Source organism: Umezawaea sp., assembly GCF_057122925.1.
The window spans coordinates 69154-83963 of the sequence record NZ_DBNGPQ010000010.1; the positions used below are offsets into that span (position 1 = coordinate 69154).

At 75.8% G+C, this 14810-nt stretch carries 11 protein-coding genes; all 11 read right to left on the reverse strand.

Annotated elements, in window-relative coordinates:
• Genes AC156L_RS01545 through AC156L_RS01595 form a run of 11 tightly spaced genes read right to left on the reverse strand, consistent with a single transcriptional unit; the run spans window position 1 to window position 14808 of the window.
• On the reverse strand, window positions 1–1698 hold the full coding sequence (locus AC156L_RS01545; RefSeq protein ID WP_330875355.1) for a hypothetical protein: 1698 nt from the start codon (window positions 1696–1698) through the stop codon (window positions 1–3).
• A complete protein-coding gene (locus tag AC156L_RS01550; RefSeq protein WP_330875354.1) occupies window positions 1695–2246 on the reverse strand; it encodes a hypothetical protein in 552 nt (183 codons plus the stop codon). Before AC156L_RS01550 ends, AC156L_RS01545 begins: the two co-directional genes overlap by 4 nt.
• Complete coding sequence (locus tag AC156L_RS01555; protein ID WP_330875353.1) at window positions 2239–3375, reverse strand: hypothetical protein; 1137 nt, start codon at window positions 3373–3375, stop codon at window positions 2239–2241. Before AC156L_RS01555 ends, AC156L_RS01550 begins: the two co-directional genes overlap by 8 nt.
• Window positions 3372–5381: a hypothetical protein gene (locus tag AC156L_RS01560; protein ID WP_330875352.1), complete on the reverse strand. Its 2010-nt coding sequence runs from the start codon at window positions 5379–5381 to the stop codon at window positions 3372–3374. Before AC156L_RS01560 ends, AC156L_RS01555 begins: the two co-directional genes overlap by 4 nt.
• Window positions 5378–6673 carry a hypothetical protein gene (locus AC156L_RS01565; protein ID WP_330875351.1) on the reverse strand — a complete coding sequence of 432 codons (1296 nt, stop codon included), beginning with the start codon at window positions 6671–6673 and terminating at the stop codon, window positions 5378–5380. The genes AC156L_RS01560 and AC156L_RS01565 overlap by 4 nt, the downstream gene beginning before the upstream one ends.
• A 13-nt stretch (window positions 6674–6686) precedes the next feature.
• On the reverse strand, window positions 6687–8609 hold the full coding sequence (locus AC156L_RS01570; RefSeq protein WP_330875350.1) for a phage tail protein: 1923 nt from the start codon (window positions 8607–8609) through the stop codon (window positions 6687–6689).
• Complete coding sequence (locus AC156L_RS01575) at window positions 8606–10654, reverse strand: putative baseplate assembly protein (protein ID WP_330875349.1); 2049 nt, start codon at window positions 10652–10654, stop codon at window positions 8606–8608. Before AC156L_RS01575 ends, AC156L_RS01570 begins: the two co-directional genes overlap by 4 nt.
• Window positions 10651–12567, reverse strand: coding sequence for a putative baseplate assembly protein (locus tag AC156L_RS01580; RefSeq protein WP_484406516.1), 1917 nt, complete (start codon window positions 12565–12567; stop codon window positions 10651–10653). The genes AC156L_RS01575 and AC156L_RS01580 overlap by 4 nt, the downstream gene beginning before the upstream one ends.
• Complete coding sequence (locus AC156L_RS01585) at window positions 12564–12968, reverse strand: GPW/gp25 family protein (protein ID WP_330875347.1); 405 nt, start codon at window positions 12966–12968, stop codon at window positions 12564–12566. The genes AC156L_RS01580 and AC156L_RS01585 overlap by 4 nt, the downstream gene beginning before the upstream one ends.
• The gene (locus tag AC156L_RS01590; RefSeq protein ID WP_330875346.1) at window positions 12965–13603 is read right to left on the reverse strand and encodes a phage baseplate assembly protein V; all 639 of its coding nucleotides are present in this window, start codon (window positions 13601–13603) and stop codon (window positions 12965–12967) included. The genes AC156L_RS01585 and AC156L_RS01590 overlap by 4 nt, the downstream gene beginning before the upstream one ends.
• Window positions 13600–14808 (reverse strand): phage late control D family protein, encoded by a 1209-nt coding sequence (locus AC156L_RS01595; RefSeq protein WP_330875345.1) that lies wholly within the window; start codon window positions 14806–14808, stop codon window positions 13600–13602. The genes AC156L_RS01590 and AC156L_RS01595 overlap by 4 nt, the downstream gene beginning before the upstream one ends.
• Between the last annotated feature and the right edge of the window lie 2 nt (window positions 14809–14810).

The window sequence follows — 14810 nt, forward strand, 5'->3', positions numbered from 1 at the left end:
TCAGCCCCCGGAGAAGGTCAGGGTCCGGCCGCCGAGCCAGACCACGTCGTGGACGTCCGCGAGCGCGCCGCCGTCCCGCAGGTCGGCGTGCCTGCGGCCCAGCGGCAGCCGGACGTGCACGGCCCGGTCGGTGTACCGGACCGTCGCCTCCAGGTCGGCGAACCGCGTCAACGCCGCCACGGGATCGGTGGTCTCCCGGTCCCGCCACAGCGTCCAGGCGACCACGCCGAGGCCGAGGGACGCGGCCAGCGCCGCGCTGCGGTCCAGCGCGTCCGCCCCCGGCACGGCACGGCGGTCGGTGAACAGCTCCCGCACGAGGTCGGCGACGCGCTCGGCGTGGCCGGGGAACGCGGCGGCGACCGGCGGGGCGACGTCGCCGGCCGTCCACAGCGGAGCGGGCAGGGGCAGCCTGGTCACCGGGTCGCCGCGCAGGGGCCGGACGTCGGTCGCGAACCCCACGCCCGCGGCGGCCAGGTCCCGCAGGCAGGCGGTGGGCAGCGGGCTGTCGCGGACGAGCACGGGCGGCCGGCCGCACGCCGCCCAGTGCGGCAGCAGGCCCGCGACGTCCGGTGCCCAGGCGATCGGGAACACGCCCCGCGCGTCGACCAGCAGCAGGCCGCCGTCCACGCCGGTGACGACGAGCGGATCGGCCGGGTCGTGGCCCCGGCACACCGACAGCGCGAGCACGCCGTCGAGCACCGGAAGCGCCCGTCGCACCCGTCGGGCGAACGCGCCCAGGTCCGGCACCGCGTCGAGCCCGGCGAACGCCGCCGCGGCGACGTGGTCCGCGCCCGCTCGGCGCCACCCGCGTTCCGGTGCGCCGAGCACCTGGTACGCCAACGCCGCCGCGAACAGCGGCGCCTCGCCGAGCAGGTCGATCCCGGCGAGCGCCGGACCGATCGCGCCGAGGTAGCCGGTGCGGGCCAGCGGTCCCACGAGCAGGAACGGCAGCGCGGCGCAGACCCGCGTCTCCCCCACCGCGATCGGAACGACCCCCGCCGAGGCGGTCGCACCGGCGTCGGGGGGTTCCGCGGCCTCCGGAGGGGGCACCCCGGTCGGCAGCGACCCCAGGAGCCGCAGGAGACCGGCGCGGTCCGCGGGCACCGACGGCTCCGACGGCACCAATGGCTCCGACGACCGCGCGGACGGCGGGGGCGACCACCGCCGGGCGACCTCGGCCACGACGACGCGCGCGACCGTCCCGTACGCGGGACCCGGCGCGCGGCCGAGCAGCGCGGTCACGTAGGTGGCCAGCACGGTGTCGGGGAGCAGGGCCAGCAGTGCAGCCAGGTCACCGCGCTCGGCGAGTTCGGCGAACAGCTCCAGGGGCGTGGCGGCGTCGGCGGCGGGCACGGACGGCGCTACGGGCTCGTGCTCCGGTCCACTCGGGACGACGGTGGCCACGGGCTCGACCTCGACGTCGACGCGCGGGGGCGCACCGGCCACCGCACCGCCACCACCACCACCACCACCCGAGCGTCCCCAGTGGACGGTCAACCGCACGGGCTCGGTGATCTCCAGGTCCGGCCCGTCGCCCGCGAGGTGCTCGGCGAACCGGTCGGCCAGCAGGTCGGGCAACGCGTCCACCACCTGCCGCACCAGGCTCCGGGGGTCGGGTCCCCAGCTCCACCCACCGCGCCGGACCACGCGCACCAGGCACCGGTGCACGGTGATGCCGACGGCGGTGGGGGTGCTCACCTCTTCGTCACCGGCTCCAGCCTGCCCGCCCACCCGGCCACCAGCACCAGCACGCCGTGCGCCCCGGTGTCGACGGTCACCGGGAGGGTCACGCCCGTGCCCCCCGGCGCGATCGTCCCCGCCAGGAGGTGCGTCTCCTCGCCGGCGGCGACCAGGGCCAGCACGGTCGTGCTCGCGGCGGTGTTCGCGACGGGCACCGCGACGACGAGGCCGTTGGCGTCGAACTCCAGCGGGGTGGACCACGGCGCGAGCCGCAGCAGCGCGGGCTTCGCCACCACGGTCCCGTCCGGCCCCTCGACCTGGTCCACCCCGAAGGCCAGCGGATCGGCGAACGCCCCCGGCTCGTCGTCGGCGGCGAGCGCCGCGAGCTGCCTGGCCCGCAGCGGCAGGACCGCCGTCCCCGCCCCGTCGACCGCGACCCGCACCGGCAGCGCGGACCCGACGAGCGCGCCGACGTCGTCCGGGGCGCTCTCCCCGGTCACGCCCAGCGCGCCGACGACGTGGCCGGTGTCGGGCACGTACACCACGGACAGCGCCACGTCAGCCACCACCGTTCGTCGCCGCGACCGTGACCAGCACGAGGAAGTCGACCGCGCCGGGGTGTTCGAACACCTGCGGCGGGGACGCGGTCGGGTCGTAGAGGCGCAGCCTGCACCGGACCCTGCGGTCGTCGTCCACCGAGGCCTCCGCCGGGACCTGGAGCGCGGTGCCGGTCGATGAGGGCGGCACGCGCGGCGTGACGTAGGTGTGGACCAGGACGCGGCCGTCGGCGACCTCCTCCGGGCTGACCCCCGACGGCAGGGGCAGCAGCATCCCGTCGGTGGCGGTGCCGGAGGTGGCGAGCACGCTGCCCGCCGAGATCCGGCCGGAGAAGCTGCCCGCGACGGTCAGGTTCCCGTTGGCCGCCACGGTCATCAGCGGGCTGACCGAGCCGGTTCCCCGGTAGAGCCCGAAGACCAGGTTCGGCGGGTCGTCGCCGGACAGCACCAGCGCGGGCTGCCCCTCCCGCGCCTCGGGGCGGGTCCTCAGCACCAGCTCGCCCGACCGCGCGGACACGGTGTCCGCCCGCACCCCCGAGTACCGCACGGTGACGCCGCGCGCGGTGGTCGTGGTGCCGGTGAAGTGCCCGTCGGTCCACTGGACGTACCCGAGCAGCACCAGCCACCGGATCGGCGGGTCCGCCGGTGGGGCGCCGACGGCGGGTGGCCGCTGCTCGGCGACCAGGAGTTCGTCGCCCAGCCTGCCGAACAGGACCTGGTAGGACTCCTCCACCCTCGTCGGTTCGGCACCGCCGCCGCACGACGTGGTCCCGGCGGTGGTCGGGACCCGTTCCGCCGCGGCGAGGAACACCGGGTACGGCTCGGCCGTCGGCTGGTCGGCGCCGTTCACGGCGGCGAAGTCGGCCTCGGCGAGCACGACCGGCTCCGGGACGACGAGTTCGCGCCCCGTCCCGTCGACCGCGACCCCGGCGGACACGGTCACCTCGACGAACCGGGCGCCGGTCGCCGGGTCGGTCCGGTTCTCCTCGGTCAGGCCGAGCCCGTCGGCGATGCCCCAGTCGTGCAGGAGCCGGGCGTGCCGGGCCGCCGCGGCCCGCGCGTGGCCGACCGTGGCCGCGAGGTCGGCGGCGGCGAGGACCTGCCCCTCGTGGAAGGACGGGCGCACCGGCGCGGTCACGACGACTCACCCGAACGGGGCTTCTGCGTCCTGGCGGACGGCCGGGCGCGGCGGGCCGGTGGTTTCGCGGGCTCGGCCTTCTCCCGGGCGGGTGGCGGCGGTGCGCTCTCCAGCTCGTCGAGGCGTTCGCCGAGCCGCTCGGGCAACTGCTCGCGCACCTGCCCGACCTGTTCGCGCGCGGTGTCGAGCTGCGCGTGCAGGGTCTTCACGGTGTCCGTCAGGTCCCGGACCTGCGCCCGCAGCACGCTCAGCTCGTGCAGGCTGTCGGTGACCTCGCTGGGCACCGTGTAGACCTGCTCGTGCAGCGGCTTCGGCGGGGTCTCCCCCGGCGCGGGCCGGAGCAGGAGGTTCCACATCGTCTCCAGGTCGCCGGTGCGCCGCCACGGGCCGAGCAGCCCCGGCACGCAGGGCCGCGGCACCGCGCCCTCCGGTGGCACGGTCGGTGGCCGGTACACCGCGGCCGGGTGGCAGCACAGCCGCTCGGCCAGCTCGCGCAGCCGGTACAGCTTGGGCAGCCACTCGCCGTACGCCGACCCGCCCGGCAGCACCTGCTCGCGGGTCGCCGAGCACACCCGCAGCACGTCGCAGCCGTCCAGCTCCAGGTGGGCGAGCAGCACGTCGGTGTCGGTGCGGTCGATGCACGGCGGGGTGAGCGTCGCGCACGCGGCGTCGGTGACGAACCTGGTCAGCGCGGCGGTCAGGCGCGCGGCGGCCTCCTCGACCTGCGCGAGGTCGGTGCTCGTGAGCCGCCGGTCCCCCTCCTGCTCCGGAGCGGGCAGCAGTCTGGGGAGCGGGGTGCTCCGGACGAGGTCGCGCAGCGAGCAGTCCGCGACGCCCGGCGCCCGGTCGAGCCGACCGAGGAGCCACTCGCGGATCGTGACCAGGTCGTGGCGGAACTCGACGTGGAGCGCGTCGCTCACGGGCGTGCCCTGCGCGAGCAGGCGCACTTCGAGCGGCGCGTCGGTGCCGGGCTCCTCCGGCACGACCCTCGCCCTGGTCTCGGCGATCACGGCGAGTCCGAGGGACCGGCGCGCCTCGTCGGGCCACACCTCCTCCGGCTTGGCCGCCGCCACCCGGTCGCAGACCGCGCCGAGCACCGCGCGGGCCTCGGCGACGTCACCGAGCCGCCCGCCGAACTCGCCCCTGATCCGCTCCTGCCCGGCGGCGTCGTGGGTGTCGTACCGCGCCACGGCGCTCGCGAGACCCCGCACCTGCTCGGTCATCGCGGCCGCGACGTCGGGCGCGGGCGTGCCCTCGCCGCTCTGCCGCAGCAGGCGGAGGGAGGTCTCGTACCGCTCGGCGTCGGCCGCGTCGAACCGGATCGGCCGGACGCCGACGGCCCTGGCCACGACCATCGCGTCCAGGTACAGCTCGAACCGCGTGCTCCTGGCCCGGACGGCGTCGTACGCGCCGAGCGGTCCGATGCTCGTGAGCAGCCGGGTGCCGGGGTTGTACCGGTGGTCTTCGGTGTCGGCGCACTTGACGACGAACCGGACGCCCTCGCGGATGCGGGACGGCACGCAGCCGGGGCTCGGGCACGGCTCCTCGGTGGCGTACGGGGCGACGGGGTCGACCGGCAGCTCCTCGTAGCGGACGTAGAGCCCGTAGCGGCGCTCCCCGTCGTCGCACCCGTCGCCGCAGTCGACGCCGACCGAGCTGACCCGCTGCTCGCGCACCAGCGCCGCCACGTCGACCTTCTCCTTGCAGGCCAGCACGATGTCGTTGCCGCGGCAGTCGAGCGCGTGACCGGGGTGGACCACGACGGAGCCGCCGCCGCACGGGTCGCAGGCGACCTCCAGCCCGCAGACGACACCGGGGCCGGACACCGTCCTGTTGTGCAGGCGCGCCTTCCCGGTCACGTACTCGACCAGCAGGCCCAGGTCGTCCTCGGTGAGCAGCTGGCCCGCGAAGAACCTCGGTCGGACGAACGCGGAGGGCCGCGTGGACGCGCCGCCGCACCCGCAGCCGCAGTCCGCCTTCCCGGTCGTCGCCATCGACGCGGTCATCGACGCTCCTCCGTGATGAAGAACCAGCTCTCGAAGACGTCGCCGCCCGCGCCGGAGCCCGAGGTCCACGGGCCGACGCCGCCGGGCGGCAGCGCGCAGGGGCCGCGCCCGCCCCGCTCGTCCGGTTCGGGCTCGGCGTCCGCGCCCGCCTCGCGACCCCTGCCCACGTACGGGACCTTGCCGCCGACGTTGGTCCCGTCGACGGGGCGGCAGCAGCGGTCGAGGATGAACGCGGCGCGGACGGTGACCATGACCCGGTCGCCGTCCTGGAGCGTCTCGCGGGTGGTCTGGCGGTAGCGGAAGTGCCGGGTGAACTCGTCCTCGGTCTCGCCGGGTTCGGCGAACGTCCCGCCCATGTACCAGGTGTCGGCGTTGCGACCGGCGCCGCCCTCGATCACCTGGACCTCCACGACGCCCGGCTGGAGGCTGTCCACCCGGACGTCGTCGGAGAAGTGGACGACGAGGCCGCCGGTGTCCTTCTGGGTGCCGAGCAGCTCCTTGGCCTCGGCGACGGTGTAGGTGTGGCCGTGGACCCAGTTGATGCCGGTGATCACGGTCGGCACGCGCCTGCCGAACGGGCGGCGGACGTCCAGGTGGACGTGGCGAGGGCGAAGGGGCCCGTGCCCGCGGAGGCCGTCGATCCTGGCCAGCCACAGCACCTTGTGCCCGCAGCGGGTGCGGCACGTGTCGCACCGGTCGTCGTCGGGCGGCCGTTCGGTCGTGACCCGCACGACGTGGCTCTCGTCGGTCCAGCCGAACTCACAGTCGGAGGTGTCGGCGCAGCTGCTGTTGTAGACGGTCCTGGTCGGTTCGACGGCCCGTTCGGCGTACTCGACCCCGATCCACACCGTGTCGGCGTCGCGCTCGCCCTCGGGCAGCGCCTCCCACAGGTCGACCACGCAGCCGCCGCGGACGACGACCTCGTTGCCGTCGCAGTCGACCCCGAGGCCGGGGGTGATCCGGACCTTCCTCCTGCGCCGCCCGGAACCCGGGGTGTCCTCCCCGGACTCGGTCGGCGTGTCGGCGCCCTCGTCGGTCGGGGCGGTGTCGTCGGCCCCGGCGGTGTCGTCCGCCTGGTGGTCCGGGGCGACCGGCTCCACGAGCAGCCCGCACACCACGCCGTACCCGAGCAGGCAGCGCATCCGCAGCTTCAGCTTCTCGCGGAAGTACTCCTGCTCGCGCTGGAAGTCCCGCGCGGAGAGCAGCTGCCCGTGGAAGTACCGCAGCCGTCGCAGCGGCGGGACGTCGAACTCGGTGCTGCCGGTCTGCGTCGGTGTCGATACCTCGGTCATCGCCTGTGTCCTCTCAAGAAACCTGTGTGTGGATGCCGACCGCGGAGACCAGCCCGACGGTCACGCCGTGCCGGGCACCTCGCGGTCCCGGTCGCAGCACCCCGTCGTGGCCGAGGCGGAAACCGCCCACGACGGGAGCGGGCAGCGGTGTGAACGCGGTGTCGACCCCGACCGCCGACCGGGTGCCGACCACGAACCCCGCGCCGCCGGTGCGGACCGACGCCCTGGTGTGCGCGGGCGCCTGCCGCGTCACGAGCCGACGCAGCGCGTCGGTGTCGACCCCGCCCGCGGGCACCAGCACGCGGAACCGGTGCGCGTGCTCGGTGAACGGGTCGGTGTCGGGGTCGCCGAAGGCGCGCAGGGGCGCGGCCCCCAGGGCCGAACCGCCGACGCGGAACCGGCTCGCGGAGCGGCCGAACAGCCGCACCGACCCGAGGCCCGGCGCGCCCGACGGGCCCGCGGTCGCGCGGACCTGCGCCCAGCGGCGCTCGTCGGCCAGTTCGTCGAGCACCGGCTCGACGCCGAACACGATCCGCACGGCCTCGGCCACCGCCCACGGGGTGCCGCGCCGCCGGTACAGCTCCGGTGCCCCGGCGAGCAGCGCGCGCCGGGTGGCGGCGTCCCAGCCGGACTCGTAGGTCAGGCCGAGCAGCCCGGCGAGCCAGGGCAGCGCGCGGTCGGGGACACCGGCCGGGTCGAGCAGCGCCGGGTAGCGCTCCAGCACCTCGTCGACCTCGCCGAGCGTGGCGTCGAACAGCGACAGGAACCGCTCGGTGAAGTCGTCGGCCGCCGGGTCCTGCCGGAACGCGGCGGGCAGCAGGTCGGCGCTGGTCGACCTCGGGAAGTCGAGCCGGATCCGGTGCAGGACCGGGGTCGAGGAGGTGTCGCCGGACAGCCGGACGCGGGCGGTGAGGTAGCGGCCGGGCGGCTGGTCGACGAGGAAGTCGGTCGTGCCGACCGGCGCGGTCTGCCAGTCGCTGTCGGCGAAGACGCCGTCCTCCGACACCACGACCGAGACCGACACCGCCGTGCCCTCGGGCACGTCCGCGGTGACCCGGACGCGGTGCCAGCGGCAGCGCGGGACACCGCTGTCGATCTGCTCGGTGACGAAGTCGCCGTCCGGCGCGTACCGGCCCGCCGGCGGCGGCCGTTCGGCGAGGGGCTCGCCCAGCCAGGTGCGGCAGCTCGTCGTGACGCCGTCCGGCCCGTTCTCGCGCAGGCAGAACCCGTGCTCGTCCGCGGCCACCAGCGCGCTCGGCGGCAGCGCGGCGGCCAGTTCGTCCACATCGGACTCCTCGAACGGGTGTCCGCGGTAGAGCCGCAGGTGTCCGCCGTCGTCGGTGAGGAGCCAGACGTCGCACCCCGGTCCGGTGCGCAGTCCGATGATCTCGCCGCTCACGCACGTGTCCAGCACCCCGCGCGGCCGTCCGTCCGACCCGTACCGCCACAGGCGGGTGTCGCGGGCGCGCGTGACGAGCACCTGGTCGTCCGGAGCGGGAACGGCGAGCCGCGCGCCCCCGAGGCGGACCACGCCGACGAGGTGGTCACCCCCGTTGCGCCACACGAGGACCCGGTCGGAGTCCACGACCACGAGCCGGTGGCCGCGGGAGCCGACCGCGATCGGCGCGCGCGACAGCCGGGGGTCGCACCACGGCTCCCACACCGGTCGCCAGCCGCCGGAGCAGGTGTCGCGGCGCAGCAGCCGCCGTCCCGCGACCAGGTACCACGCGCACGGTCGACATCCGGGTGCCAGGCGCGGGTCGGGGAACCACGGCAGCAGCTCGGCCCTGGTCGGCCCGTCCGGGGACGGCCCGCTGCCCGCGAGGCGGACGCCGTCGGGCGAGGTGAACCCGACGAGGTCGCGCACCTCGGCCTGCTCCCACCCGACGACGTCGTCGAGCAGGCGGAACGTCGCCGCGGTCGGCGCGCAGGTCATGGCAGGACCCCTTCCTCGACCGGGATGAGCAGCGGGCGTTCCGGCCAGACCAGCGCGGTGGGCGGGACGGTGAGGTCGGTGCACGGCGGCAGCCGGACCCCGTCGACCGCGAGGGACAGCCCGGACACGGCCAGGACGCCGTCGACGGCGAGGAGCCTGCGCACGAGCGGGGTGTGCCGCACCGCCGCCCCGAACGGCCAGCCCGCGCCGTCCTCCCCGCCCCGCAGCGGGTCCAGGTAGGTGGTGACGGCGTCCGCCGCCCTCGTCAGCACGCCTGCGCGCTCCTGGTCCGGGTCGAGCGCCACGCGTGCCTCCACGGCGACCCGGCGGTACCGGACGGGCGCGGCGACGACCGTGATGCCCGCCGGTGCCGCCTCGCGGGTGAGGAAGTCGGCGACGGCGCGGAGGGTGGCCGCGGTCGGTTCCGGTGGCGCGTCGCCGGTGGTGTCGTCGCGGGGCGGCACCACCAGGACGCCGACCACACCGGGGATGGGGGTGCCCGCGAAGTCCGGGTGCAGGCCGGGCACGCCGTGCGCGCGGGCGACCGACGCCCCCGGCGCGCGGGTGGCGAGCAGGCCGTAGTCGGTGGGGGCGACGGCCCTGCCTCGGGCGCGCAGCTCCCCCGCACCGCGCCGCACCACGTCGGCGTCGGCCTCCGCGTCGGTGCCGCCCGACGCCGGGAACGGGTTGGTGACGCGGGTGACGAACGGCAGCGCGGTCACCACGCTGTTCACGGCTCCGGTGGGCACCGCGCCCGCCGTGCCACCGCCGACGCGGTACCGGACGGCGCGGACGTTGCGGAAGCCCGGCGGCACGGCCGCGCCGGTGACGCCGTCGCCGAACGCGACCTCGCCGGTCGCGTGGTCGACGGCGAAGACCCGGTCGTCCGGCCCGAACCCGGCCAGGCCGGCCACCTCGCGCCACCGGGACGCCGATCCGGTGGTGGTGCCGAACAGGTCGGTGCCGAGGTCGTCGTCGACCTCGATCACCAGGCTGCCCGCCAGGATCGGCACCTGGCTCAGGCGCATCCGCCGCCGCGCGGGGGTCGTCGGGTCCTGGATCGGCTCCAGCGGCTCGTTGGTGACCGTGCGGGCGGCGGTGGCGCTGACGACGTTGAGCCGCAGCCCGGTGAGCACCGGCGCGGGCGGGGTGAACGCGCCGTGGGCGATCCGCAGCCGCAGCCACCGCAGCGGGGGTCCCGGTCGCAGCGCGGGCGGGGTGCCGGGCGCCCACGTGCGCGGTACCCGCAGCCGCACGGTCCCGCTCGCCCGCAGCCCGCCGGTCCCGTCGCGCTCCACCTCGGCGGGCACGAACCGCCCGCCGTCCAGCAGGTCCCAGCGCAGCAGCGGCGCGGGTGGGAGCGGCAGCGGCCCGAGGCCGCCCGAGGCGACCGGGGTGGGCGGCACGGCGGCGACGACGAACCCGAGCGACAGCGACGGGAACGGGTTGGCGGTGCCGGTGAGCCCGATCCACAGCGCGTTGCCGGGCGCGGGGTCGCGGCCGAACGGCTCGAACGCCCGGCCGGGCCCCGCCGGGCCGAGCGGGACCGGCTCCACGGCGCCGCCCCGCTGCACGGCGAGGGCGCCGACGGTGGCGGGGGTGGCGACCAGGTCCTGGTCGGTCTCGAAGACCACTCGCCCGGTCGGGCGGTTCGCGGCGGTCTGGAAACCGGCGGGGACGAGGACCGAGGAGCCGTCGGGCGGGGTGACGGTGAACTCCAGCAGCGCGACGGCCGCGGTCGCGGGCGCGCGCCGCACGCCCGCCGTCCGCAGGTGTTCGGCCAGCACCTTCTCCGGGAGCCGGTTGACCCGGTCCAGCACGGGCTCGACCTGGGTGCCGAACAGCCGGACGAGCGCGACGCCTGCGTCCTGGCGGTCGGGGTTGGTCCAGTCCGGGGTGTAGCCGGGGATCCGGTCGCGCACGGCGGCGCGGACCGCCTCCCTGGAGGCGTCGACCAGTTCGGGCTGCCCGCCCGAGGGGCCCGGCCCCGGCACGATCCGCGCTCGGCCGTCCGAACCCCGATCCCACCACACGACGTCGGTCACGTGAGCCCCTCCCCCGGTTCGGCGCGGGCCGCGACGCGGGTCCGGACCTCCCGCACGGCGGGGAGTTCACCGGCCCGCAGCGGCACGTCGAGGCACGACTCGGCGGGGTCGGCCCCGTCGAGGGCGATGGCGACGGCGCCGACGTCCGCGAGGTCGCCGAGAGCGCGCTGGGCGGCCCGCAGCAGCGCCGACGGCCGCAGCGCCCCGCCGAACGGCCAGCCCGTGCCGTCGTCGCCGCCGGTCAGCGGGTCGAGGTACCCGCGCAGGGCCGCGTCGACCGCGGCGGACACCCGGCCGCGGTCGGCGGGACCGCCAGCCAGGTCGACCCGCAGCCGGACCTCGCGGTAGGCGGGGGCGCGCACGAACACCTCGGTCGTGATCAGCCGCGCGGCGTCGAGCCGGTCGGCGACCTCGCACAGCAGGCCGGGGTCCGGCCGCGGCGCCGTGACGCCGGGCGGTACCGACGGGACGACGTGGACGGTCACGGCGCCCGCGACCCGCGCGCACGGGAAGCCGGGGTGCTCGCCGACCGCCGCGTGGGCCCGGCCGACCGCGACGCCGGGCGTGGTCGTGGCCAGGGTGGCGAAGTCGTCGGCGGTGACGGCGCGGGTCACCTCGCCGAGCGCTCCCGCGGCCCGATCCCGTGCCTGGGCCACGGTTTCCGGGTCGGCGCCGTCCGCCGCCTGGACCAGGTTGGCGCCGGTCACACCGAGGGAGGCGATCTCGTCCTCGACGGGCAGCCAGTTGCCGGTCAGTCCGCCGTTGCCCGCCCGGCCGCCGCCGAGGGTGTGCTCGACGACCACGTCCTCCGGCGCGGCGACCGGGATGCGGCCGGTGAGGCCGTCGCCGAAGACGAGCGCGCCCGCCGTCCGGTCGATTCGGAAGACCCGGTCGCGCGACGAGCCGAACGCGAAGTCGGCGACCGGTGCCCAGTCGTCGCCCCCGATCCGCAGGTCCGCGGTGAGGAGCAGGCCCGCCGCGTCGGGCAGCACGAGCCGCTGGCCGGGCAGCTTCCGCCAGGCGGTGATCTGGTCGGCGAGGTCGGCGCCGGTCACCGCGCGCCGTTCGAGTTGGCGGGCCGTGGACGCGTTGAGCGACAACCGGAGCAGCCTCGGCGGGGTGGAGTACGTCGCGGCGCGGGTGGACACGACGACACCGCGGTCGGCGGTGCTCCACCCCCGCGGCGGCAGCAGCCGCACGACGCCGGAGCGCCGCAGCCCGGCCGTTCCGTCCTCAGTGGACTCGAACTCGCCCGTCGCGCCGGTGTCGGGGTTGACCCACGACCACGTCAGGTCCGCGGGTGGCCGCACGTCGGCCACCGCGCGCGGCGACCACGACGGCGGCGCCGGGGAGTCGAGTTCGACCAGCAGCGACAGCGGTCCGGGCGCGGCGTGCGCACCGGTCAGCGGCAGCGTGAAGCGCGCCGACGCGGCCCCGCCGTCGGAGCCGAGCAGCGGCACCCCGCGGCGGGCGACCAGGTCGGCGGTGCGGTCGCGGTCGGTCCACACCTCCACGTCGGCGCCGCTCACGGGGAACACGGCGACCTCGTCGAGCGAGAACCTGATCAGCCCGGTGGGGTCGCGGGACACCAGGGTGCCCTCGGGCAGAACCGGGACCGGGGTGCCCGGCCGGTCGGCGGTCAGCTGGAGCACGGTCGCGGCGGGCACCGCGGGACGCGGCGGACCGAGGCCCAGCAGGCGCAGGATCGCGACGACCAGCTCGTCCGGCACCTGGTCGAGCCGGTAGACCCGCTGCTCCAGCAGGTAGGCGAACAGTTCGAGCAGCGTGACGCCGGGGTCGACGGGCGCGTGCAGCGTCCACGCGCCGTCGGACTCGGCGGGGATGCGGCGGCGGACGGCCGCCATGAGGTCGGCCCAGGTGAGGTCGTCCAGCTTCGGCGCGGGCAGGGTCACGGCGCGCTCCCGGTGAGGCCGAGGTAGAACGGGAACACGAGGTTCTGCTTGGTGTTGGTGCGCCGGATCCGGTACTCGACCGAGACCGTGACCCGGAACTCGTCGACCGGGTCCGCCTCGGCGCGGACGCCGTCCAGCTCCACGCGCGGCTCGTGCGTGCGGACGGCGGTCGCGATCGAGTTCTCCAGTTCGCGCAGGTTCTGCACGCTGCCGGGCGCGAACACCGAGTCCTGCGCGCGGGTGCCGAGGTCGGGCCGCATCACGCGCTCGCCCGCCGCCGTGAGCAGCAGGGCGCGCAGGCAGTGCTCGATGCTCTGCTCGCCTGCGGCGTAGGAGAGCCTGCCCGCCTCGTCGGGGAGGATCGGGAACCGCCAGCCGGTGCCGAGGAACGGTTCGCTCATGTCGTCCTCGACGTCTGGGAGAGCGCGCCCGGGGGAAGCTGCGGCAACGGCGTGGCGGTCGTTCCACCGGGCGCCACGTGGGTGTGGGTGTTGAAGGCGGTGAGCAGGCTGTCGCCGAACACGAGCGGGTGGGTCGCGCCGCCACCGAGGTCGATCGCGTCGGCCTTGACGGTGACCTTGGCGGCGTCGAGGGTGATCTCGCCGGTGGCCGTGACGGTCAGGGTGCCGCCCTGCGCGGTGGTGATCCGGATCTCCTTCGCGCCGTCGTCGAGCAGGACCTCGTGGCCCGCCCTGGTGCGGACCACCTTCTGGTCGCGCCCGTCGGTGCGGGCGGTCGGCGGCTTGTCGACGCCGTTGTAGAGGCCGCCGAGGACGACCGGGAACCGCATGTCGCCGTGCACGAACGCGACCAGCACCTCGTCGTCCTTCTCGGGCACGAACACCGACCCGTAGCCGCTACCGGCGTGGAGCTGGCTGACCCGGCACCACTCGGTGACGGTGGCACCGCCGTCGAACCACGGGAACTTGAGCTTCACCCGGCCCTCGTCGTCGCCGTCGTTCTCCACGACGATCGCCTCGACGACGCCGTAGTAGCGGCGGTCGGTGCTGCGGGCGCGGGGCGCGGTCCTCGTCACGGGGCGTCTCCCTGGAAGATGCGGCGGCCGGTGAAGGTGGTGAAGAACCCGCTCGTGCCCAGCGTGTGCTCGACCCGCTTGACGAAGTAGGTGCCGGAGAACCGCCGTCCGAGGCCGAAGATCTCCAGGTTGTCGCCGGGCCGCAGCTCCGGCAGGCCCGCCACCCGCCCGGTGGCGGTGATGAACTCGTAGGACCGTTCGCGCAGCAGGCTGATCGCGAGTTCGCGGGCCTCGTCCTCGCTGGTGATCGGGGCGTCGACCACGACCTCCTGCCTGCCGCCCGCCGCGCTGTCGGCGGCCTGCGGCCCGCTCTCGCCGTCGGCCGAGGCCTGGCCGGCGGGCAGGTTCTCGACGGTCGCGGTGAACGCGATCCGCTGCTTGGTGCGCGGGTCCCAGCCGCGGACGGTGAGCTTGCTGACCTGCTTGGAGATCGTGAGGGTCGGGGTGAAGTCGAGCAGGTTCGGCACGAGCCCCTCGGGCAGCGCGGTCGGTCCGGTCGTGAGGCCGGGCTGGTAGGCGAGGCGGAACAGCCGGATCGGGCGGCCGTCGCGGCCGTCGGTGGGCCTGATGAAGTAGAGCGTCTCCTCGCCGGTGGTGGGATCGGGCAGGATGTAGCAGTCGAAGTCGACCCGCTTCGCCCGCTCCACCAGGAACTCCGCGTCGGACTGGTTCTTCTGCACCACGCGGTCGTGGACCGGCCCCTCCCGCGTGGTCACGATCGCCAGCTTGTTGCGCTGCGCCACGGCCGTGGCGATCTGCCAGTCGGCCTGGTTGCGGTAGACCTTGTCGACCGCCGCGTCCGGCTTGTTCTCCTTGAGCCGCAGCATCCCGTCCACACCGCTGACCGACACGGTCGGCGAGGCGCCGTCGGGGAACTTCGGCGCCAGGGTGCTGACGGTGCCGGTCGCGACGGTCATCAGCCGGTCGGCGTAGCCGAGCCGCACGGAGACCCTGGAACCGAGCTTGAACTCGCGCGAGTCGCTGTGCTTGAACCGCAGGTTGACGTCGTCCCAGTTGTTCAGCTCCAGGTCGAAGCCGGACATCTCGTCGATGTCGCGGTGCACCTTGATGTCCAGGATGTCGTTCTTGGTGGACGGGTCGGCCTCGACGCCCTCGATGACCACCTCGAACTCGGGGGCGTACCGGTCGGGGTCGGCGACCTCGGGCTGGGTGGTCGTCGATCGGGTGGTGGTCGGCACGGTCATGG